At 61.7% G+C, this 17,473-nt stretch carries 24 protein-coding genes; all 24 read right to left on the bottom strand.

Features of this window, described 5'->3' with window-relative positions; all coding sequences use genetic code 11:
• Positions 1–4: 4 nt before the first annotated feature.
• Positions 5–505, bottom strand: coding sequence for a 30S ribosomal protein S5 (gene rpsE / locus R6258_RS15975; protein WP_031384763.1), 501 nt, complete (start codon positions 503–505; stop codon positions 5–7).
• An 11-nt stretch (positions 506–516) separates the two neighbouring features.
• Positions 517–867, bottom strand: a complete 351-nt coding sequence (gene rplR / locus R6258_RS15980; protein ID WP_031384764.1) for a 50S ribosomal protein L18 — start codon at positions 865–867, stop codon at positions 517–519.
• Between the two features lie 9 nt (positions 868–876).
• Complete coding sequence (gene rplF, locus R6258_RS15985) at positions 877–1,407, bottom strand: 50S ribosomal protein L6 (RefSeq protein WP_318452717.1); 531 nt, start codon at positions 1,405–1,407, stop codon at positions 877–879.
• 9 nt (positions 1,408–1,416) lie between these two features.
• On the bottom strand, positions 1,417–1,809 hold the full coding sequence (gene rpsH / locus R6258_RS15990) for a 30S ribosomal protein S8 (protein WP_318452718.1): 393 nt from the start codon (positions 1,807–1,809) through the stop codon (positions 1,417–1,419).
• A gap of 28 nt (positions 1,810–1,837) precedes the next feature.
• Complete coding sequence (gene rpsN, locus R6258_RS15995; RefSeq protein WP_231662822.1) at positions 1,838–2,143, bottom strand: 30S ribosomal protein S14; 306 nt, start codon at positions 2,141–2,143, stop codon at positions 1,838–1,840.
• Positions 2,144–2,153: 10 nt separating this feature from the next.
• Entirely contained in the window at positions 2,154–2,693 is a 540-nt protein-coding gene (rplE, locus tag R6258_RS16000) for a 50S ribosomal protein L5 (RefSeq protein WP_136066466.1), read from the bottom strand.
• 18 nt (positions 2,694–2,711) lie between these two features.
• Positions 2,712–3,029 (bottom strand): 50S ribosomal protein L24, encoded by a 318-nt coding sequence (gene rplX, locus R6258_RS16005; protein WP_136066467.1) that lies wholly within the window; start codon positions 3,027–3,029, stop codon positions 2,712–2,714.
• A 14-nt stretch (positions 3,030–3,043) separates the two neighbouring features.
• Positions 3,044–3,415: a 50S ribosomal protein L14 gene (rplN, locus tag R6258_RS16010; RefSeq protein WP_031384770.1), complete on the bottom strand. Its 372-nt coding sequence runs from the start codon at positions 3,413–3,415 to the stop codon at positions 3,044–3,046.
• Positions 3,416–3,468: 53 nt separating this feature from the next.
• Positions 3,469–3,729 carry a 30S ribosomal protein S17 gene (gene rpsQ / locus R6258_RS16015; protein ID WP_031384771.1) on the bottom strand — a complete coding sequence of 87 codons (261 nt, stop codon included), beginning with the start codon at positions 3,727–3,729 and terminating at the stop codon, positions 3,469–3,471.
• A gap of 1 nt (position 3,730) precedes the next feature.
• Entirely contained in the window at positions 3,731–3,922 is a 192-nt protein-coding gene (gene rpmC, locus R6258_RS16020) for a 50S ribosomal protein L29 (RefSeq protein WP_019020535.1), read from the bottom strand.
• A complete protein-coding gene (gene rplP / locus R6258_RS16025) occupies positions 3,922–4,335 on the bottom strand; it encodes a 50S ribosomal protein L16 (protein WP_031384772.1) in 414 nt (137 codons plus the stop codon). The genes rpmC and rplP overlap by 1 nt, the downstream gene beginning before the upstream one ends.
• A gap of 15 nt (positions 4,336–4,350) precedes the next feature.
• On the bottom strand, positions 4,351–5,049 hold the full coding sequence (gene rpsC, locus R6258_RS16030) for a 30S ribosomal protein S3 (protein WP_318452719.1): 699 nt from the start codon (positions 5,047–5,049) through the stop codon (positions 4,351–4,353).
• An 11-nt stretch (positions 5,050–5,060) separates the two neighbouring features.
• The gene (rplV, locus tag R6258_RS16035; RefSeq protein WP_076749609.1) at positions 5,061–5,393 is read right to left on the bottom strand and encodes a 50S ribosomal protein L22; all 333 of its coding nucleotides are present in this window, start codon (positions 5,391–5,393) and stop codon (positions 5,061–5,063) included.
• A gap of 18 nt (positions 5,394–5,411) precedes the next feature.
• On the bottom strand, positions 5,412–5,687 hold the full coding sequence (rpsS, locus tag R6258_RS16040; protein ID WP_031384775.1) for a 30S ribosomal protein S19: 276 nt from the start codon (positions 5,685–5,687) through the stop codon (positions 5,412–5,414).
• 33 nt (positions 5,688–5,720) lie between these two features.
• On the bottom strand, positions 5,721–6,551 hold the full coding sequence (gene rplB / locus R6258_RS16045; protein ID WP_318452720.1) for a 50S ribosomal protein L2: 831 nt from the start codon (positions 6,549–6,551) through the stop codon (positions 5,721–5,723).
• Positions 6,552–6,568: 17 nt separating this feature from the next.
• Positions 6,569–6,865: a 50S ribosomal protein L23 gene (rplW, locus tag R6258_RS16050; protein ID WP_031384777.1), complete on the bottom strand. Its 297-nt coding sequence runs from the start codon at positions 6,863–6,865 to the stop codon at positions 6,569–6,571.
• Positions 6,862–7,470, bottom strand: coding sequence for a 50S ribosomal protein L4 (gene rplD / locus R6258_RS16055; RefSeq protein ID WP_318452721.1), 609 nt, complete (start codon positions 7,468–7,470; stop codon positions 6,862–6,864). The genes rplW and rplD overlap by 4 nt, the downstream gene beginning before the upstream one ends.
• A gap of 13 nt (positions 7,471–7,483) precedes the next feature.
• A complete protein-coding gene (gene rplC / locus R6258_RS16060; protein WP_318452722.1) occupies positions 7,484–8,122 on the bottom strand; it encodes a 50S ribosomal protein L3 in 639 nt (212 codons plus the stop codon).
• Between the two features lie 149 nt (positions 8,123–8,271).
• Positions 8,272–8,583, bottom strand: a complete 312-nt coding sequence (gene rpsJ / locus R6258_RS16065; RefSeq protein WP_031384780.1) for a 30S ribosomal protein S10 — start codon at positions 8,581–8,583, stop codon at positions 8,272–8,274.
• Between the two features lie 164 nt (positions 8,584–8,747).
• Positions 8,748–9,941, bottom strand: a complete 1,194-nt coding sequence (tuf, locus tag R6258_RS16070) for an elongation factor Tu (protein ID WP_031384781.1) — start codon at positions 9,939–9,941, stop codon at positions 8,748–8,750.
• A 29-nt stretch (positions 9,942–9,970) separates the two neighbouring features.
• Entirely contained in the window at positions 9,971–12,091 is a 2,121-nt protein-coding gene (gene fusA, locus R6258_RS16075; protein ID WP_318452723.1) for an elongation factor G, read from the bottom strand.
• Positions 12,092–12,109: 18 nt separating this feature from the next.
• Positions 12,110–12,580 carry a 30S ribosomal protein S7 gene (gene rpsG, locus R6258_RS16080; RefSeq protein WP_031384783.1) on the bottom strand — a complete coding sequence of 157 codons (471 nt, stop codon included), beginning with the start codon at positions 12,578–12,580 and terminating at the stop codon, positions 12,110–12,112.
• A 144-nt stretch (positions 12,581–12,724) separates the two neighbouring features.
• Positions 12,725–13,099: a 30S ribosomal protein S12 gene (gene rpsL, locus R6258_RS16085; RefSeq protein ID WP_136066475.1), complete on the bottom strand. Its 375-nt coding sequence runs from the start codon at positions 13,097–13,099 to the stop codon at positions 12,725–12,727.
• Between the two features lie 147 nt (positions 13,100–13,246).
• A complete protein-coding gene (rpoC, locus tag R6258_RS16090) occupies positions 13,247–17,464 on the bottom strand; it encodes a DNA-directed RNA polymerase subunit beta' (protein WP_318452724.1) in 4,218 nt (1,405 codons plus the stop codon).
• Positions 17,465–17,473 lie beyond the last annotated feature (9 nt).

Here is a 17,473-nt window from a genome sequence, read left to right on the forward strand (position 1 = left end):
TGCCTTACCCCGCGATCTCTTCGACGGACAGGCCGCGCTTGGCGGCGATGTCGTCCGGTGACTGCATGGCGGAGAGACCGTTGATGGTCGCGCGCACCACGTTGACCGGATTGGTGGAGCCGTAGCACTTGGCCAGGACGTCATGGACGCCGGCCAGTTCGAGCACGGAGCGCATGGCACCGCCGGCGATGATCCCGGTACCTTCGGAAGCCGGCTGCATGAATACCTTGGAAGCGCCGTGACGGGCCTTCACCGGGTATTGCAGCGTGCTGCCACGCAGGTTGACCTTGACCATGTTGCGGCGTGCCTGGTCCATCGCCTTCTGGATCGCGACCGGCACTTCACGCGCCTTGCCACGACCGAAGCCGACCCGGCCGTTGCCGTCACCGACGACGGTCAGCGCGGTGAAACCGAAGATGCGGCCACCCTTGACCACTTTGGCGACACGGTTGACCTGCACCAGCTTCTCTTGCAGGTCGCCGCCTTTCTGTTCGATATTCGCCATCGTAAAACCCTTTAGAATTCCAGGCCGCCTTCACGTGCGGCATCGGCCAGCGCCTTGACGCGACCGTGATACTTGAACCCGGCACGATCGAAGGCGACCTGAGTGATGCCCGCCTGCTTGGCGCGCTCGGCAATCAAGGCGCCCACCTTGGCGGCAGCATCGGCGTTGCCGGTTCCGCCTTCACGCAGCGAGCTATCCAGCGTGGAGGCACTGGCCAGGACCTGGCCGCCGTCCGGCGAGATGATCTGCGCGTAGATGTGGCGCGGCGTACGATTGACGCTCAGGCGATACACGCCCAGCTCGCGGATTTTGGCGCGAGCGCGGCGGGCACGACGGAGACGAGATTCTTTCTTCGCGTTCATAACCCTGCCTTACTTCTTCTTGGCTTCTTTGCGGCGGACAACTTCGTCGCCGTACCGGATACCCTTGCCCTTGTAGGGCTCGGGCGGACGGAAGGCACGAATTTCCGCTGCCACCTGGCCGAGCTGCTGCTTGCTCGCACTCTTCAGTACGATGACGGTGTTCTTGGGCGTTTCCGCCGTGACACCTTCGGGCAGCGTGTATTCGACCGGGTGAGAGAAACCCAGTGTCAGGTTGAGCGTCTTGCCACTTGCCTGGGCACGGTAGCCGACGCCATTGATCTCGAGAGACTTGGTAAAGCCCTCGGTGACACCGGTGACCATGTTCTGGACCAGTGCACGTGTGGTGCCGACCATTGCCCAGCTCTTGGCGGACTCGCTCGGAGCGAAGGTCAGCTGACCCTCTTCCTGACCGATCACCACGTCGGGGTGAACGGTCATGCTCTGGGAGCCCTGACCGCCCTTGACGGTCAGCTGGTCGGCGTCGAATTTGGCCTCGACGCCGCTCGGCAGTTTAACCGGATACTTGGCTACGCGGGACATTCGTCACTCCTAGAATACGGTGCAGATGACTTCACCACCGACACCGGCGCTGCGCGCAGCACGATCGGTCATCACCCCGTTGGAGGTGGAAACGATCGCGACACCCATGCCATCCGCGACTTTCGGCAGCTCGCCCTTGCCCTTGTAGATGCGCAGGGACGGCTTGGAAACGCGCTGGATGTGCTCGATGACCGGCTTGCCCTCGAAGTACTTGAGGGTCACCGACAGCTGCGGCTTGGCGCCTTCGGCAACCGCGAAGTCGCCGATGTAGCCCTCTTCCTTCAATACACGGGCCACTTCGACCTTCAGCTTGGAGGACGGCATGGTGACCGCCTCCTTGGTAGCCATCTGCGCATTGCGGATACGGGTGAACATATCCGCCAGCGTATCTTGCATGCTCATTACGTTACGCTCCTGATTCTTCGTGGCGTTACCAGCTGGACTTCTTGAGTCCGGGAACGTCGCCACGCATGGCTGCTTCGCGCAGTTTGTTGCGACCCAAGCCAAACTTGTTGTAGTAGCCGTGCGGCCGACCGGTGATGCGGCAGCGATTACGCTGACGGACCGGACTGGAATCGCGCGGCAACGACTGCAGCTTGAGCTGGGCGTCGAAGCGCTCTTCATCAGAAGCGTTGACGTCGTAGATTACCGCTTTGAGCTCAGCGCGCTTGGCGGCATATTTGGCCACCAGCTCCGCGCGCTTCTGCTCACGCTCAATCATGCTTTTCTTTGCCATGATCCCACCCTTATTTCTTGAACGGGAAGTTCAGCGCGCTCAGCAGCGCACGGCCTTCATCATCGCTGTTGGCAGTGGTGGTGATGGTTACATCGAGACCACGAATCCGGTCGATCTTATCATACTCGAGCTCCGGAAAGATGATCTGCTCACGCACGCCCATTGAGTAGTTGCCACGGCCGTCGAAGGACTTCGGGTTGAGACCCCGGAAGTCACGAACGCGCGGGATAGCGATGTTCACCAGGCGATCGAGGAAGTCCCACATGCGCTCGCTGCGCAGGGTCACCTTGATACCGATCGGCCAGCCTTCACGGACTTTGAAACCCGCGATGGACTTGCGCGCCTTGGTGATCATCGGCTTCTGACCGGAGAGCTTCTCCAGGTCACCGATAGCGTTGTCGATCAGCTTCTTGTCGCTGGTCGCGTCACCGATACCCATGTTGAGGGTCACCTTGGTGATCCGGGGTACCTGCATGACGTTGGCGTAGCTAAACTGCTCACGGAGTTGAGCCACCACCTCGTTCTGATAACGTTCTTTCAAGTTCGCCATTTTGCCATCCGACTCGCGTTAGGCGTCGATCTGCTTTTGCGTCGACTTGTAGATACGTACCTTGGTACCGTCTTCCGACATCTGGAAGCCGACGCGATCCGCTTTGCCGGTCTCCGCATTGAAGATGGCCACATTGGACGCGTGAATCGAAGCCTCGCGCTCGACGATACCCCCCTGGTTGCCCAGCATGGGGTTGGGCTTGGTGTGACGTTTGATCATGTTCACATCCGACACGACGTAACGGTCGTTATCGAGAACGCGCTTGACCTTGCCACGCTTGCCCTTGTCCTTGCCGGCAATGACGATTACTTCGTCGTCACGTTTGATCTTTTGCATATCCGCCTCGCTCCTTACAGCACTTCAGGCGCTAAGGAAATGATCTTCATGAACTTCTCGGTACGAAGCTCACGAGTGACCGGCCCGAAAATACGGGTACCGACCGGCTGTTCGTTGGTGTTGTTCAACAGAACCGCCGCATTTCCATCGAAGCGGATCAGCGAACCGTCGTTCCGACGGACGCCACTACGGGTGCGGACCACGACCGCTTTCATGACCTGGCCTTTCTTGACCTTGCCACGCGGAATGGCCTCTTTCACCGTTACCTTGATGATGTCACCCACGCGGGCGTAGCGACGGTGCGAACCGCCCAACACCTTGATGCACTGCACCCGGCGCGCGCCGCTGTTGTCGGCGACATCCAGCATTGTCTGAGTCTGAATCATCGGTTTTCTCCAAACCTAATCTGACTGCACTGGTTCCGAAAGGCGCGAGCCGATCAGCCCTTGGCCTGCTCAACCACCTCAACCAGCGTCCAGGCCTTCTTCTTGGACAGCGGACGGCATTCCTCGATGGAAACCGTGTCGCCGGCCTTGGCCTGGTTCGCCTCGTCGTGGGCGTGCAGCTTGGTGGAGCGCTTCATGTACTTGCCGTAGATCGGATGGCGTTCGCGACGCTCGATCATGACGACAATCGACTTGTCCATCTTGTCGCTCACCACCGTTCCGGTGAGCGTACGGGCTTTCTTTGCTTCGGCCATCTCAGTCACCTGCCTTCTCGTTGAGCACCGTCTTCACGCGGGCAATATCCCGGCGCACCTGCTTGAGCAGATGGGTCTGGCTCAACTGGCCGGTGGCCTTCTGCATGCGCAGGTTGAACTGCTCGCGGAGGAGTTCGAAAAGCTGCTCCTGCAGCGCTTCGACCGATTTTTCACGAATTTCCTGGGCTTTCATCACATCACCGTCCGTTTCACAAAGGTGGTCGAGACCGGGAATTTCTGAGCCGCCAGCGAGAAGGCTTCACGCGCCAGCTCCTCCGGAACCCCTTCGATCTCGTAGAGCACCTTGCCGGGCTGGATCTGCGCGACCCAGTACTCGACGGAGCCCTTACCCTTACCCATACGGACTTCCAGCGGCTTTTTGGTCACTGGCTTGTCCGGAAAGACACGGATCCAGATCTTGCCGCCACGCTTGACGTGGCGCGTGATCGCACGACGACCGGCTTCGATCTGGCGAGCGGTGACGCGACCGCGACCCGTTGCTTTCAGGCCGTATTCGCCGAAACTCACCTTGCTTCCGCGGTGTGCCAGGCCACGATTGCGGCCCTTCATCACCTTGCGGAATTTCGTACGCTTGGGTTGCAACATCGATTACATCTCCCCTTACTTGGAACCTTTCTTCTTGGGTGCAGCCTGAGCCTGTTGCTTCTGCTTGGCGCGCACCTCTTCGATGCCCCCGAGGATTTCACCCTTGAAGATCCACACCTTGACGCCGATGACGCCGTAGGTGGTGTGGGCTTCGTAGGTCGCGTAATCGATGTCCGCCCGCAGGGTGTGCAGCGGCACACGACCTTCGCGGTACCACTCGGTACGCGCGATTTCCGCACCACCAAGACGCCCTGACAGCTGGATCTTGATGCCGCCGGCGCCGAGGCGCATGGCGTTCTGTACGGCGCGCTTCATGGCGCGGCGGAACATCACACGGCGCTCGAGCTGGCCGCACACGTTCTGCGCGACGAGCTGGGCGTCGAGTTCCGGCTTGCGGACTTCCTCGATGTTGACGTGCACGGGCACGCCCATCATCTCGGTGACGTCACGGCGCAGCCGGTCGACGTCTTCGCCCTTCTTGCCGATCACGATGCCCGGACGGGCAGTGTGAATGGTGATACGAGCGTTATTCGCGGGGCGCTCGATAGTGATGCGGCTCACGGAAGCGTTCTTCAAACGCTGTTCCAGGAAGCTGCGCACTTCGAGATCGCTGTTCAGCTTGTCGGCATAAGCACCGCGTTCGGCGTACCAGACCGAAGTATGGTCCTTGACGATACCCAGCCGAATACCTGTCGGATTTACTTTCTGACCCATCTGGTCGACTCCTACTTCTCGGCTACCTTGACGGTGATGTGGCATGTGCGCTTCAAAATGCGATCCGCACGGCCTTTGGCGCGCGGCTGGATGCGCTTGAGCGTCATGCCCTCATCGACACAGATGGTCGAGACACGCAGCTCGTCGATGTCCATGCCGTTGTTTTCTTCCGCGTTCGCAATGGCGGACTGAAGCACTTTCTTGACCAGCTTTGCAGCCTTCTTCGGCGAGAAGGTCAGCAGGTCAATCGCTTCGGCGACCGGTTTACCGCGCACCTGGTCAGCCACCAAACGGGCCTTCTGGGCGGATAAACGAGCGCCACGCAGCTTAGCTGTGACTTCCATCTCTAATCCCTCTCTGGCTTACCGTTTGGCTTTCCTGTCCGCCGCATGGCCGCGGTAGGTGCGGGTAGCAGCGAATTCGCCCAGCTTGTGGCCAACCATTTCCTCGGAGACGTGCACCGGGACGTGTTGGCGACCGTTATGGACTGCAATGGTGAGCCCGACCATGTTGGGCAGGATCATCGAACGACGCGACCAGGTCTTGATCGGTTTGCGGTCGTTCTTTTCCACTGCAGTCTCAACCTTCTTCAACAGATGAAGGTCAATAAATGGACCTTTCTTCAGTGAACGTGGCACAGCCGTTACCTCTTAATGTCTTGGCGTTGGATCTTATTTCCGGGCCTTGCGGCGACGGACGATCAGCTTGTCGGTGCGCTTGTTCTTGCGGGTCTTGTGGCCCTTGGTGGGGACACCCCACGGGCTGACCGGGTGACGACCGCCACTGCTGCGGCCTTCACCGCCGCCGTGCGGGTGGTCCACCGGGTTCATCGCAACACCGCGAACGGTCGGGCGCACACCGCGCCAGCGCTTGGCACCGGCCTTGCCGAGTTGACGGAGGCTGTGCTCTGAGTTGCTCACTTCACCGAGCGTCGCGCGGCATTCCGCCAGCACCTTGCGCATCTCGCCGGAGCGCAGACGCAGGGTGGCGTAGTTGCTCTCGCGAGCGACCAGCTGAGCGCTGGCACCGGCACTGCGTGCCAGCTGCGCGCCCTTGCCGGGCTTGAGCTCGATGCAATGAACGGTGGAACCCAGCGGGATGTTGCGCAGCGGCAGCGTGTTGCCACGCTTGATCGGCGCATTGACCCCGGATTCCAGCTGATCGCCAGCGCTCACGCCCTTGGGCGCGATCACGTAGCGACGCTCGCCGTCCAGATACTTCAGCAGCGCGATGTGAGCACTGCGATTGGGATCGTACTCGAGGCGCTCGACGATGGCGGGGACGCCATCCTTGATGCGCTTGAAGTCGATCTGGCGATAATGGTGACGATGACCGCCGCCCACGTGACGCGTGGTGATGCGGCCATGGTTGTTACGTCCACCGGACTTCGACTGCTTCTCGAGCAGCGGAGCGTACGGCCGGCCCTTGTAGAGCTCGTCGTTGACGACCTTTACCAGGTGGCGACGACCGGCGGATGTGGGTTTGGTCTTAACTACTGCCATGATCCGTACTCCTGCCCTTATTCGGCGCCAGAGAAGTCTTCGAGGGTCTCGCCCGCAGCCAACGTTACGTAGGCCTTGCGGTAGCCCTTGCGCAGACCCGTGCCATTCTGGGTGCGCTTGGTCTTGCCCTTCACGTTGAGGACCTGCACGCGCTCGACCTGCTTGCCGAAGAGCGCCTGAACGGCCTTCTTGATCTCCGGCTTGGTCGCGTCACTGGCCACCTTGAACACGTACTGGTTGTTCTCGGCGGCGAAGGCGGCCTTCTCGGTCACGTGCGGTCCGAGCAGAACCTTGAATACACGTTCCTGGTTCATGCCAGCTTCTCCTCGAATTTGCGCAGAGCGGAGACGGTGACCAGCACCTTGTCGAAGGCGACCAGGCTCACCGGATCGGCAGCGGGGACGTCGACCACATCCACGTTGGGAATGTTGCGAGCGGCCAGATAGAGCTTCTCGTCGATGTCATCGCTGACGATCAGCACTTTTTCGAGACCCAGCTCACCGAGTTTGGCCACCAGCTGCTTGGTCTTGGGCGTCTCGACGGCGAACTCCTCGACCACCACCAGGCGCTCCTGGCGGATCAGCTCGGAGAGGATCGAACGCATCGCCGCACGGTACATCTTGCGGTTGACCTTCTGCGTGTAGTCCTGGGGACGCGCCGCGAAGGTCACGCCGCCGCTACGCCACAGCGGCGAGCGGATGGTACCGGCACGCGCGCGGCCAGTGCCCTTCTGGCGCCACGGCTTCTTGCCGCCGCCACGCACTTCGGAACGGGTCTTCTGAGCGCGGGTACCCTGACGACCCGCCGCCAGATAGGCGGTGACCACCTGGTGGACCAGCGCTTCGTTGAATTCTTTGCCAAAGGTTGCGTCGGCGACTTCGACAGTACCGGCGCTTGCACCTGCAAGATTCAGATTCATCGGTAGTTACCCCTCAGCGAGCTTTCACGGCTGTGCGAACGATCACGTCGCCGCCCGGCGCACCAGGAACGGCGCCCTTGATCAGCAGCAGGTTGCGTTCGGCATCGACGCGGACGATTTCCAGGCTCTGGACGGTAGTCCGGGCATTGCCCATCTGACCGGCCATCTTCTTGCCCTTGAAAACGCGCCCCGGGGTCTGACACTGGCCGATAGAGCCGGGTGCCCGATGGGACAGGGAGTTGCCGTGGGTCATGTCCTGGGTGCGGAAGTTCCAGCGCTTGACGGCGCCCTGGAAGCCCTTGCCCTTGGAGGTGCCGGTCACGTCGACCTTCTGACCAGCTTCAAAGAGGGATACGGTGATTTCGCCGCCCACTTCCGGAGCTTCCTCGCCTTCTGCAAGACGGAACTCCATCAATGAACGACCGGCCTCGATACCTGCCTTGGCGAACTGGCCTGCGGCCGCCTTGGTCAGATGCTTGGCCTTGCGGGAACCGGTTGTCACCTGGACCGCGCTGTAGCCGTCGCTTTCGACGGTCTTGACGCAAGTCACGCGGTTGGGCTCAACCTCGATAACGGTTACGGGCACGGATGCGCCATCTTCGGTGAAGATACGGGTCATACCGCTCTTCTTACCGACCAAACCGATAGTCATGTTCAGTCTCCTATAGTGTACGGGGCTATCACCCGCTATGGCTGCCCTTTCCAGAGCATTCCACTAGCACGTTGTATGACGCCATCCCGGCGTGGCGGCTGCTGCTGATGCATTGTGATCAGCGCTGGGCCGCAGTGACTAGTGTGGTATCAATCGAGCTTGATTTGGACGTCCACGCCAGCGGCGAGGTCGAGTTTCATCAGCGCATCGACGGTCTTCTCCGTCGGCTCGACGATATCGAGCACGCGCTTGTGAGTGCGAATCTCGTACTGGTCGCGCGCGTCCTTGTTGACGTGCGGCGAGATCAGCACCGTGTAGCGCTCACGATTGGTCGGCAGCGGAATCGGACCGTGCACCTGAGCCCCGGTCCGCTTCGCGGTATCCACGATCTCCTGGGCGGACTGGTCGATCAGGCGATGGTCGAATGCCTTCAGCCGAATGCGAATCTTCTGGTTCTGCATTAGCCCTAAACTCCAATGGATGTCGACGGCGCGAGCCGTCTACCCACGCATTTAAAGGATGCGCATTATAGGCATGCAAGTTTCCCGAGTCAAACAGGGAAGCCAACATGCGCAGAAAAGGGGGCTCCTTGCGGAGCCCCCTTCGATCATCAGAAGTCCGAGACTTACTTAACGATCTTGGCGACGACGCCGGCACCAACGGTACGACCACCTTCGCGAACCGCGAAGCGCAGGCCGTCTTCCATGGCGATCGGCGCGATCAGGGTAACGGTCATCTGCACGTTGTCACCCGGCATGACCATCTCGACGCCTTCCGGCAGTTCACAGGTACCGGTCACGTCGGTGGTCCGGAAGTAGAACTGCGGACGATAGCCCTTGAAGAACGGGGTATGACGACCGCCTTCTTCCTTGGACAGCACGTAGACTTCGGCTTCGAAGACGGTGTGCGGGTTGATGCTGCCCGGCTTGGCCAGGACCTGGCCACGCTCGACGTCGTCACGCTTGGTACCGCGCAGCAATGCGCCGATGTTCTCGCCGGCACGACCTTCGTCGAGCAGCTTACGGAACATCTCGACACCGGTAACGGTAGTCTTGACGGTGTCCTTGAGACCGACGATCTCGACTTCCTCACCGCTCTTGACGATGCCGCGCTCGACACGACCGGTCACAACGGTACCGCGACCGGAGATCGAGAACACGTCCTCGATCGGCATCAGGAACGGCTGGTCGATGGCACGCTCCGGCTCCGGGATGTACTCGTCGAGCGACTTGATCAGGTTGGCAACGGCGGTGGTGCCCATGCCGTTGTCGTCCTTGCCGTCGAGCGCCATCAGTGCAGAACCGATGATGATCGGCGTGTCGTCGCCCGGGAAGTCGTACTCGGACAGCAGTTCGCGCACTTCCATCTCGACCAGCTCGAGCAGCTCTTCGTCGTCGACCATGTCGGCCTTGTTCAGGAACACGACAATGTACGGAACGCCGACCTGACGCGACAGCAGGATGTGCTCGCGAGTCTGCGGCATCGGGCCGTCAGCGGCGGAACAGACCAGGATGGCGCCGTCCATCTGGGCGGCACCGGTGATCATGTTCTTGACGTAGTCGGCGTGCCCCGGGCAGTCGACGTGCGCGTAGTGACGCGTCTCGGACTGGTACTCGACGTGGGCGGTCGAGATGGTGATACCACGCTCACGCTCTTCGGGAGCGTTGTCGATGGTATCGAAGGCGCGCCAGTCGCCACCGAACACCTCGGCGGAAACACGGGTGAGAGCCGCAGTCAGCGTGGTCTTGCCGTGGTCGACGTGACCGATGGTGCCGACGTTGATATGCGGTTTGGAACGCTCAAATTTTTCCTTAGCCACTGCTATAACCTCTTTACGTTAGCTAACGGTTAACCGTTCTGGTTGATGACGGCTTCAACGACGCTGGACGGCGCCTCTTCGTAATTCGCAAACTCCATGGTGTAGCTTGCGCGGCCCTGGGTCTGAGAACGCAGATCGGTCGCGTAACCGAACATCTCAGCCAACGGAACCGTGGCGCGGATGACCTTGCCCATAGAGGAGTCATCCATGCCCTGTACAAGGCCACGACGGCGGTTCAGGTCGCCCATGACATCACCCATGAAATCCTCGGGGGTCACGACCTCGACCTTCATCACCGGCTCCAGCAGGACGGCCTTGGCCTTGCGAGCCCCTTCCTTGACCGCCATCGAAGAGGCGATCTTGAACGCGGTCTCGTTGGAGTCCACGTCATGGTAGGAACCGTCGAACAGCGTAACCTTGACGTCGATCATCGGGTAACCCGCGATGACACCGTTCTGCAGCTGCTCATAGGCCCCTTTCTCGACGGCCGGCACGTATTCCTTGGGAACCACACCGCCGACGATCTCGGACGCGAACTTGAAGTGCATGTCCTCGTCCTCGCCCTTGTCTTCGGCCGTCAACGGCTCGATGCGCAGGTGCACGTGACCGTACTGACCGCGACCGCCCGACTGACGAACGAACTTGCCTTCCTGCTCGACACTGTGACGAATGGTCTCGCGATAGGCCACCTGCGGCTTGCCGATGTTGGCCTCGACCTTGAACTCGCGACGCATGCGGTCGACGAGGATGTCGAGATGCAGCTCGCCCATGCCGGAGATGATGGTCTGGCCGGTCTCTTCGTCGGTCTGGACGCGGAACGACGGGTCTTCCTGAGCCAGCTTGCCCAGTGCGACGCCCATCTTCTCCTGATCGGCCTTGGACTTCGGCTCGACCGCCACCGAGATGACCGGATCCGGGAACTCCATGCGCTCCAGAACGATCTTCTCGTTGATGTCGCACAGGGTGTCACCGGTGGTGACGTCCTTGAGACCGATACAGGCCGCGATGTCACCCGCCAGAACTTCCTTGATTTCTTCACGGGAGTTGGCGTGCATCTGGACGATACGGCCCACGCGCTCTTTTTTCTGTTTAACAGAGTTGTAAACGCTGTCACCAGACTTGAGCACGCCGGAATAGACGCGAATGAAGGTCAGGGTACCGACGAACGGATCGGTAGCGATCTTGAAGGCCAGGGCCGAGAACGGCGCACTGTCGTCCGCTTCACGCGTGGCGATGGTGCCGTCCTTGTCGTCCAGCTCACCCTCGATGGCCTTGACCTCGGTGGGTGACGGCATGTACTCGATGACGCCATCGAGAACCGCCTGAACGCCCTTGTTCTTGAACGCGGAGCCACACGTGACCAGGACGATCTCGTTGTCCAGGGTGCGACGACGCAGGCCGGCCTTGATCTCGGCGATCGTCAGCTCACCACCTTCGAGGTACTTCTCGGTCAATTCCTCGGACGCCTCGGCGGCGGCCTCGACCATTTCCTCGCGGTACTTCTCGGCGGTTTCCTGCAGGTCAGCCGGAATGTCGACCAACTCGTAGTTCATGCCGTGGTTGGCTTCGTCCCACAGGATCGCCTTCATCTCGATCAGATCGATGACGCCCTTGAAGTCATCCTCCGCGCCCCAGTTGATCTGGATCGGCACGGCGTTGGCGCCCAGCCGGCTCTTCAGCTGGTCGATGACCATGAAGAAATCGGCACCGGCACGGTCCATCTTGTTGACGAACACCATGCGCGGGACTTCGTACTTGTTGGCCTGACGCCAGACCGTCTCGGTCTGCGGCTGAACGCCGGAGCTGCCGCACAGCACGACGACTGCACCGTCGAGCACGCGCAGGGAGCGCTCGACTTCGATGGTGAAGTCGACGTGCCCCGGGGTGTCGATGATGTTGATGCGATGCTCATCGAACTGCTTGCTCATGCCCTGCCAGAAGCAGGTGGTCGCCGCGGAGGTGATCGTTATGCCACGCTCCTGCTCCTGCTCCATCCAGTCCATGGTGGCAGCGCCCTCATGGACCTCGCCGACCTTGTGGGACAGACCGGTATAGAACAGGACACGCTCGGTAGTGGTGGTCTTCCCGGCGTCGACGTGGGCCACGATACCGATATTGCGGTAACGCTTAAGTGGTGTCTTACGTGCCACGATGGGACTCCCGTTGATTTAGAAGCGGTAGTGAGAGAAGGCCTTGTTGGCTTCTGCCATGCGATGCACGTCTTCACGCTTCTTCACGGCAGCACCCTTGCCTTCGGCGGCGTCCAGCATTTCGCCAGCCAGACGCAGCACCATGGTCTTCTCACCACGGTTGCGGGCGGCGTCGACCAGCCAGCGCATGGCCAGCGCCTGACGCCGCGAGGGACGTACTTCCACGGGCACTTGATAAGTCGCACCACCAACACGGCGTGACTTGACCTCGACCATCGGCTGGATCGCTTCCAGCGCCTTGTCGAAGATTTCCAGCGGCGCATCTTTCCCGCGCTCGGCAACCCGGTCCAGCGCACCGTATACGATACGCTCAGCTACAGATTTCTTGCCGCCGTACATCAAGTGGTTCATGAACTTAGCCAGGCGCTCGCTTCCGAATTTAGGATCCGGAAGGATCTCGCGCTTAGCGGCAACTCTTCTTCTAGGCATGATAAGCCCTCAATTGAAGGGTCCTTCAGGTAAACCCGAGACTCGCGCGCCGAAGCCTACAACCGCGGGCGCCGCTCGACCTTACTCTTATCTGACCGTTGTTACGCTTGAAATAGTTACGCTGATATTGCGACGTCCGGACCGTTAGGTCTTGGGACGCTTGGTGCCGTACTTGGAACGGCCCTGCCGGCGGTTCTGCACGCCCGAGGTATCGAGTGCGCCACGCACGGTGTGATAACGCACGCCCGGCAAGTCCTTTACACGGCCGCCACGAATCAGGACCACGGAGTGTTCCTGAAGATTGTGACCTTCACCGCCGATATAGGAGGTGACTTCGTAGCCGTTGGTCAGGCGAACGCGGCACACCTTACGCAGTGCTGAGTTCGGCTTCTTCGGCGTCGTGGTGTACACGCGGGTGCAGACCCCGCGGCGCTGCGGGCAGGCCTCAAGCGCCGGCACGTCGCTCTTGGCGGCCTGGCGCTTGCGCGGCTTGCGCACGAGCTGGTTGATCGTTGCCATATCTGTAGCTGTCTCCAATGGTTGCCTTGCCTTAATAGCAAGCGCGGGCGTACCCACCCCACTATTAAAGGCTGGGCATTCTAAAGTCTCGCCACGAGCGGCGTCAAGGCCGACACCGCAAGGTGCCGGCCCCTCCCACGCAATGCCTTACAGATCGTCGTCATCGGCATCGAGCGCGGTCAGCTGGGCACCCAGCTCCTGCTCGACGTCGTAGGCCGACGGCTGATACGGATTGGCCGCCTCTTCGCGCCGGCGACGACGCTCGGCGTGATGCGTCAAGCCGGTGCCCGCGGGAATCAGACGACCCACCACGACGTTCTCCTTGAGCCCGCGCAGGTAGTCGCGCTTGCCGGTCACCGCCGCCTCGGTCAGCACCCGCGTGGTCTCCTGGAAGGAGGCCGCGGAGATGAACGACTCGGTGGCCAGCGAGGCCTTGGTGATACCCAGCAGCACGCGTTCGTACTTGGCCGGGAACTTGTCCTCACCGGCCAGACGGGCGTTCTCCTCGAGCACCCGGACCAGTTCGACCTGATCGCCGGGAATGAAGTCGGCGTCGCCGGCGTCGGTAATCTCCACCTTGCGCAGCATCTGACGCACGATCACTTCGATGTGCTTGTCGTTGATGCCCACGCCCTGGAGGCGGTAGACCTCCTGGATCTCGGCGGTGATGTACTTGGCCAGCTCCGCCACGCCCAGCAGCCGCAGGATATCGTGCGGGTTGCTCGGCCCGTCGGAGATCACCTCGCCCTTCTCGACGGTCTCGCCCTCGAAGACCGCGATCTGGCGCCATTTCGGGATCAGCATCTCGAACGGATCGCCGGATTCCGGGGTGATCGTTAGACGACGCTTGCCCTTGGTCTCCTTGCCGAAGCTGATCACGCCGGTGATTTCGGCGAGGATCGACGGCTCCTTCGGCTTGCGCGCCTCGAACAGGTCGGCGACGCGCGGCAGACCACCGGTGATGTCCTTGTTGCCGGACGCCTCCACCGGGATACGCGCGATCACCTCACCCACGCCGATCGTGGCACCGTTCTCCGCGGAGACGATCGCCCGACCGGGCAGCAGGTACTGCACCGGGGTGTTCGAGCCCGGCAGCGTGACGTGCTCGCCGGCCTCGTCGAGCAGCATCAGCAGCGGCCGCTTGTCGCGACCCGCCGCCGGCCGCGAAGCCGCCTCGATCACCTCGATCGACGACAGACCGGTCATCTCGTCCACGCTACGGTGGATGGTGATGCCCTCGTCCATGTCGATGTACTGCGCCTTGCCCTCGACCTCGGCGACCACCGGATGGGTGTGCGGGTCCCACTTGGCGACCGTCTGACCGCCATCGACCTCATCGCCATCCTTGACCGACAGCTCGGCGCCGTAGGGCAGCTTGTAGTACTCGCGCTCGCGACCATGGTCGTCGGCAACGGCCAGGGCGCTCGAGCGAGACACCACGACCAGCTTGCCGTCGGCGCGCTCAACGTGCTTGATGTTGTGCAGCCGCACACGGCCGCCGTGCTTGACCTGCACGCTGTCCACCGCCGAGGCGCGCGATGCGGCACCGCCGATGTGGAACGTACGCATGGTCAGCTGGGTACCCGGCTCACCGATCGACTGGGCGGCGATGACGCCCACCGACTCGCCCTGGTTGACCTGATGGCCGCGCGCCAGATCGCGTCCGTAGCACGACGAGCAGACACCATGCGGGGTCTCACAGCTGATCGCGCTGCGCACCACGATCTCGTCGACGCCCATGGTGTCGAGATCCTCGCACCAGGCTTCGTCGAGCAGCGTGCCCTTGGGAATCAGCACCTCGTCGCTGGCCGGGTCGACGACGTCCTGCGCCACCACGCGACCCAGCACGCGCTGAGCCAGCGAGACGATGATATCGCCGCCCTCGATGACCGGATGCAGCGTCAGGCCTTCCTCGGTGCCGCAATCGGTATCGGTGACCACCAGATCCTGGGCCACGTCGACCAGACGCCGCGTCAGGTAACCCGAGTTGGCGGTCTTGAGTGCCGTATCGGCCAGACCCTTACGCGCCCCGTGGGTCGAGATGAAGTACTGCAGGACGTTCAGGCCTTCACGGAAGTTGGCGACGATCGGGGTCTCGATGATCGAGCCGTCCGGCTTGGCCATCAGCCCGCGCATGCCCGCCAACTGGCGAATCTGGGCGGCGCTACCACGCGCGCCGGAGTCGGCCATGATGAACACGCTGTTGAACGAGTCCTGCTCGACCTGGTTGCCCTCGCGGTCGGTGACGGTTTCCTTGGAAATTCCCGTCATCATCGCCTTGGCGACCTTGTCGTTGGCCTTGGACCAGATGTCGATGACCTTGTTGTACTTCTCGCCGGCGGTGACGAGACCCGAGGAGAACTGATCCTCGATCTCCTTCACCTCGTCCTCGGCCGCGTCGACGATCTCCTTCTTGGCATCGGGGATGACGAAGTCGTTGACGCCGATCGAGGCCCCGGACCAGGTCGCCAGGCGGAAGCCGGTGTACATCAACTGGTCGGCGAAGATCACCGTTTCCTTGAGGCCAGCGCTGCGATAGACCTCGTTGATCAGCCGCGAGATCGACTTCTTCTTCATCGGCTGGTCGACCAGCGAGAACGGCGCGCCCTTGGGCAGGATGCGGAACAGCAGGGCGCGGCCGACCGTGGTATCGAAGATCGACCGCTTCTCGACCAGCTCGCCGTCTTCCACTTCGGGCAGATACTCGGTCAGGCGAACCTTGACCCGGGCATGCAGCGACACGCTCTGGGTACCGAAGGCGCGCTCGACTTCCTTGAGGTTGGCGAACACCATCCCCTCGCCCTTGGCGTTGATCTTCTCGCGGGTCATGTAATACAGACCCAGCACGACGTCCTGCGACGGCACGATGATCGGCTCGCCGTTGGCCGGCGACAGCACGTTATTGGTCGACATCATCAGCGCGCGCGCTTCGAGCTGGGCTTCCAGCGTCAGCGGCACGTGCACGGCCATCTGGTCGCCGTCGAAGTCGGCGTTGTAGGCGGCGCAGACCAGCGGGTGCAGCTGGATCGCCTTGCCCTCGATCAACAGCGGCTCGAACGCCTGGATGCCCAGACGGTGCAGGGTCGGCGCGCGGTTGAGCAGCACCGGGTGCTCGCGGATGACGTCGGCGAGGATGTCCCACACCTCCGGCAGCTCGCGCTCGACCATCTTCTTGGCGGCCTTGATGGTCGAGGCCTGGCCGCTGGACTGCAGCTTGGAATAGATGAACGGCTTGAACAGCTCGAGCGCCATCTTCTTGGGCAGACCGCACTGGTGCAGGCGCAGGGTCGGGCCGACTGTAATGACCGAGCGGCCGGAGTAGTCGACGCGCTTGCCCAGCAGGTTCTGACGGAAACGCCCCTGCTTGCCCTTGATCATGTCGGCCAGCGACTTGAGCGGACGCTTGTTGGAGCCGGTGATCGCCCGGCCGCGACGGCCGTTGTCGAGCAGCGCATCGACCGATTCCTGCAGCATGCGCTTCTCGTTGCGCACGATGATGTCCGGCGCATTGAGATCGAGCAGGCGCTTCAGGCGGTTGTTGCGGTTGATCACCCGGCGATACAGATCGTTGAGATCCGAGGTCGCGAAGCGGCCGCCATCGAGCGGCACCAGCGGACGCAGGTCCGGCGGCAGCACGGGCAGCACTTCCATGACCATCCACGCCGGGGCGTTGCCGGACTTGTGGAAGGCCTCCAGCAGCTTCAGGCGCTTGGAGAGCTTCTTGATCTTGGTCTCGGAGTTGGTCTGCGGAATCTCCTCGCGCAGACGCTCGATCTCCTCGCCCAGATCGATGTCCTTGAGCAGCGCCTGGACCGCTTCGGCGCCCATCCGCGCGTCGAAGTCGTCGCCGAACTCCTCGAGCGCCTCGAAGTACTGCTCGTCGTTGAGCAGTTGACCGCGCTCGAGGGTGGTCATACCCGGATCGATGACCACGAACGATTCGAAATACAGCACCCGCTCGATGTCGCGCAGGGTCATGTCGAGGAACATGCCGATGCGCGACGGTAGCGATTTCAAAAACCAGATGTGCGCGACCGGGCTGGCCAGCTCGATGTGCGCCATGCGCTCACGGCGCACGACCGCCTTGGTCACCTCGACGCCGCACTTCTCGCAGATGATGCCGCGATGCTTCATGCGCTTGTACTTGCCGCACAAGCACTCGTAATCCTTCACCGGGCCGAAGATCTTGGCACAGAACAGGCCGTCACGCTCGGGCTTGAACGTACGGTAGTTGATGGTCTCCGGCTTCTTGACTTCGCCATACGACCAGGAGCGAATCATGTCCGGCGACGCGAGCGAGATCTTGATCGCGTCGAACTCGTCGGACTGTGACTGCGATTTGAGGACTTTCACCAAATCTTTCATGGGGTCGCT

Source organism: Halomonas sp. HP20-15 (assembly GCF_033446685.1).
In the GTDB taxonomy this organism is placed as follows: Bacteria; Pseudomonadota; Gammaproteobacteria; order Pseudomonadales; family Halomonadaceae; genus Modicisalibacter.

What these genes read in the sequence shown, in the direction of transcription:
- rpsQ (WP_031384771.1), bottom strand. Translation starts at nt 3,729, where the DNA reads ATGGCCGAAGCAAAGAAAGCCCGTACGCTCACCGGAACGGTGGTGAGC.
- rpsJ (WP_031384780.1), bottom strand. Translation starts at nt 8,583, where the DNA reads ATGCAGAACCAGAAGATTCGCATTCGGCTGAAGGCATTCGACCATCGC.
- rpsE (WP_031384763.1), bottom strand. Translation starts at nt 505, where the DNA reads ATGGCGAATATCGAACAGAAAGGCGGCGACCTGCAAGAGAAGCTGGTG.
- rplD (WP_318452721.1), bottom strand. Translation starts at nt 7,470, where the DNA reads ATGAATCTGAATCTTGCAGGTGCAAGCGCCGGTACTGTCGAAGTCGCC.
- rpmC (WP_019020535.1), bottom strand. Translation starts at nt 3,922, where the DNA reads ATGAAAGCCCAGGAAATTCGTGAAAAATCGGTCGAAGCGCTGCAGGAG.
- rplP (WP_031384772.1), bottom strand. Translation starts at nt 4,335, where the DNA reads ATGTTGCAACCCAAGCGTACGAAATTCCGCAAGGTGATGAAGGGCCGC.
- rpoC (WP_318452724.1), bottom strand. Translation starts at nt 17,464, where the DNA reads ATGAAAGATTTGGTGAAAGTCCTCAAATCGCAGTCACAGTCCGACGAG.
- rpsG (WP_031384783.1), bottom strand. Translation starts at nt 12,580, where the DNA reads ATGCCTAGAAGAAGAGTTGCCGCTAAGCGCGAGATCCTTCCGGATCCT.
- rpsC (WP_318452719.1), bottom strand. Translation starts at nt 5,049, where the DNA reads ATGGGTCAGAAAGTAAATCCGACAGGTATTCGGCTGGGTATCGTCAAG.
- rpsH (WP_318452718.1), bottom strand. Translation starts at nt 1,809, where the DNA reads ATGAGCATGCAAGATACGCTGGCGGATATGTTCACCCGTATCCGCAAT.
- rpsN (WP_231662822.1), bottom strand. Translation starts at nt 2,143, where the DNA reads ATGGCAAAGAAAAGCATGATTGAGCGTGAGCAGAAGCGCGCGGAGCTG.
- rpsL (WP_136066475.1), bottom strand. Translation starts at nt 13,099, where the DNA reads ATGGCAACGATCAACCAGCTCGTGCGCAAGCCGCGCAAGCGCCAGGCC.
- rplR (WP_031384764.1), bottom strand. Translation starts at nt 867, where the DNA reads ATGAACGCGAAGAAAGAATCTCGTCTCCGTCGTGCCCGCCGCGCTCGC.
- rplE (WP_136066466.1), bottom strand. Translation starts at nt 2,693, where the DNA reads ATGGCGAACTTGAAAGAACGTTATCAGAACGAGGTGGTGGCTCAACTC.
- rplX (WP_136066467.1), bottom strand. Translation starts at nt 3,029, where the DNA reads ATGCAAAAGATCAAACGTGACGACGAAGTAATCGTCATTGCCGGCAAG.
- rplW (WP_031384777.1), bottom strand. Translation starts at nt 6,865, where the DNA reads ATGAACCAGGAACGTGTATTCAAGGTTCTGCTCGGACCGCACGTGACC.
- rplN (WP_031384770.1), bottom strand. Translation starts at nt 3,415, where the DNA reads ATGATTCAGACTCAGACAATGCTGGATGTCGCCGACAACAGCGGCGCG.
- rplB (WP_318452720.1), bottom strand. Translation starts at nt 6,551, where the DNA reads ATGGCAGTAGTTAAGACCAAACCCACATCCGCCGGTCGTCGCCACCTG.
- rplC (WP_318452722.1), bottom strand. Translation starts at nt 8,122, where the DNA reads ATGACTATCGGTTTGGTCGGTAAGAAGAGCGGTATGACCCGTATCTTC.
- rplV (WP_076749609.1), bottom strand. Translation starts at nt 5,393, where the DNA reads ATGGAAGTCACAGCTAAGCTGCGTGGCGCTCGTTTATCCGCCCAGAAG.
- rplF (WP_318452717.1), bottom strand. Translation starts at nt 1,407, where the DNA reads ATGTCCCGCGTAGCCAAGTATCCGGTTAAACTGCCGAGCGGCGTCGAG.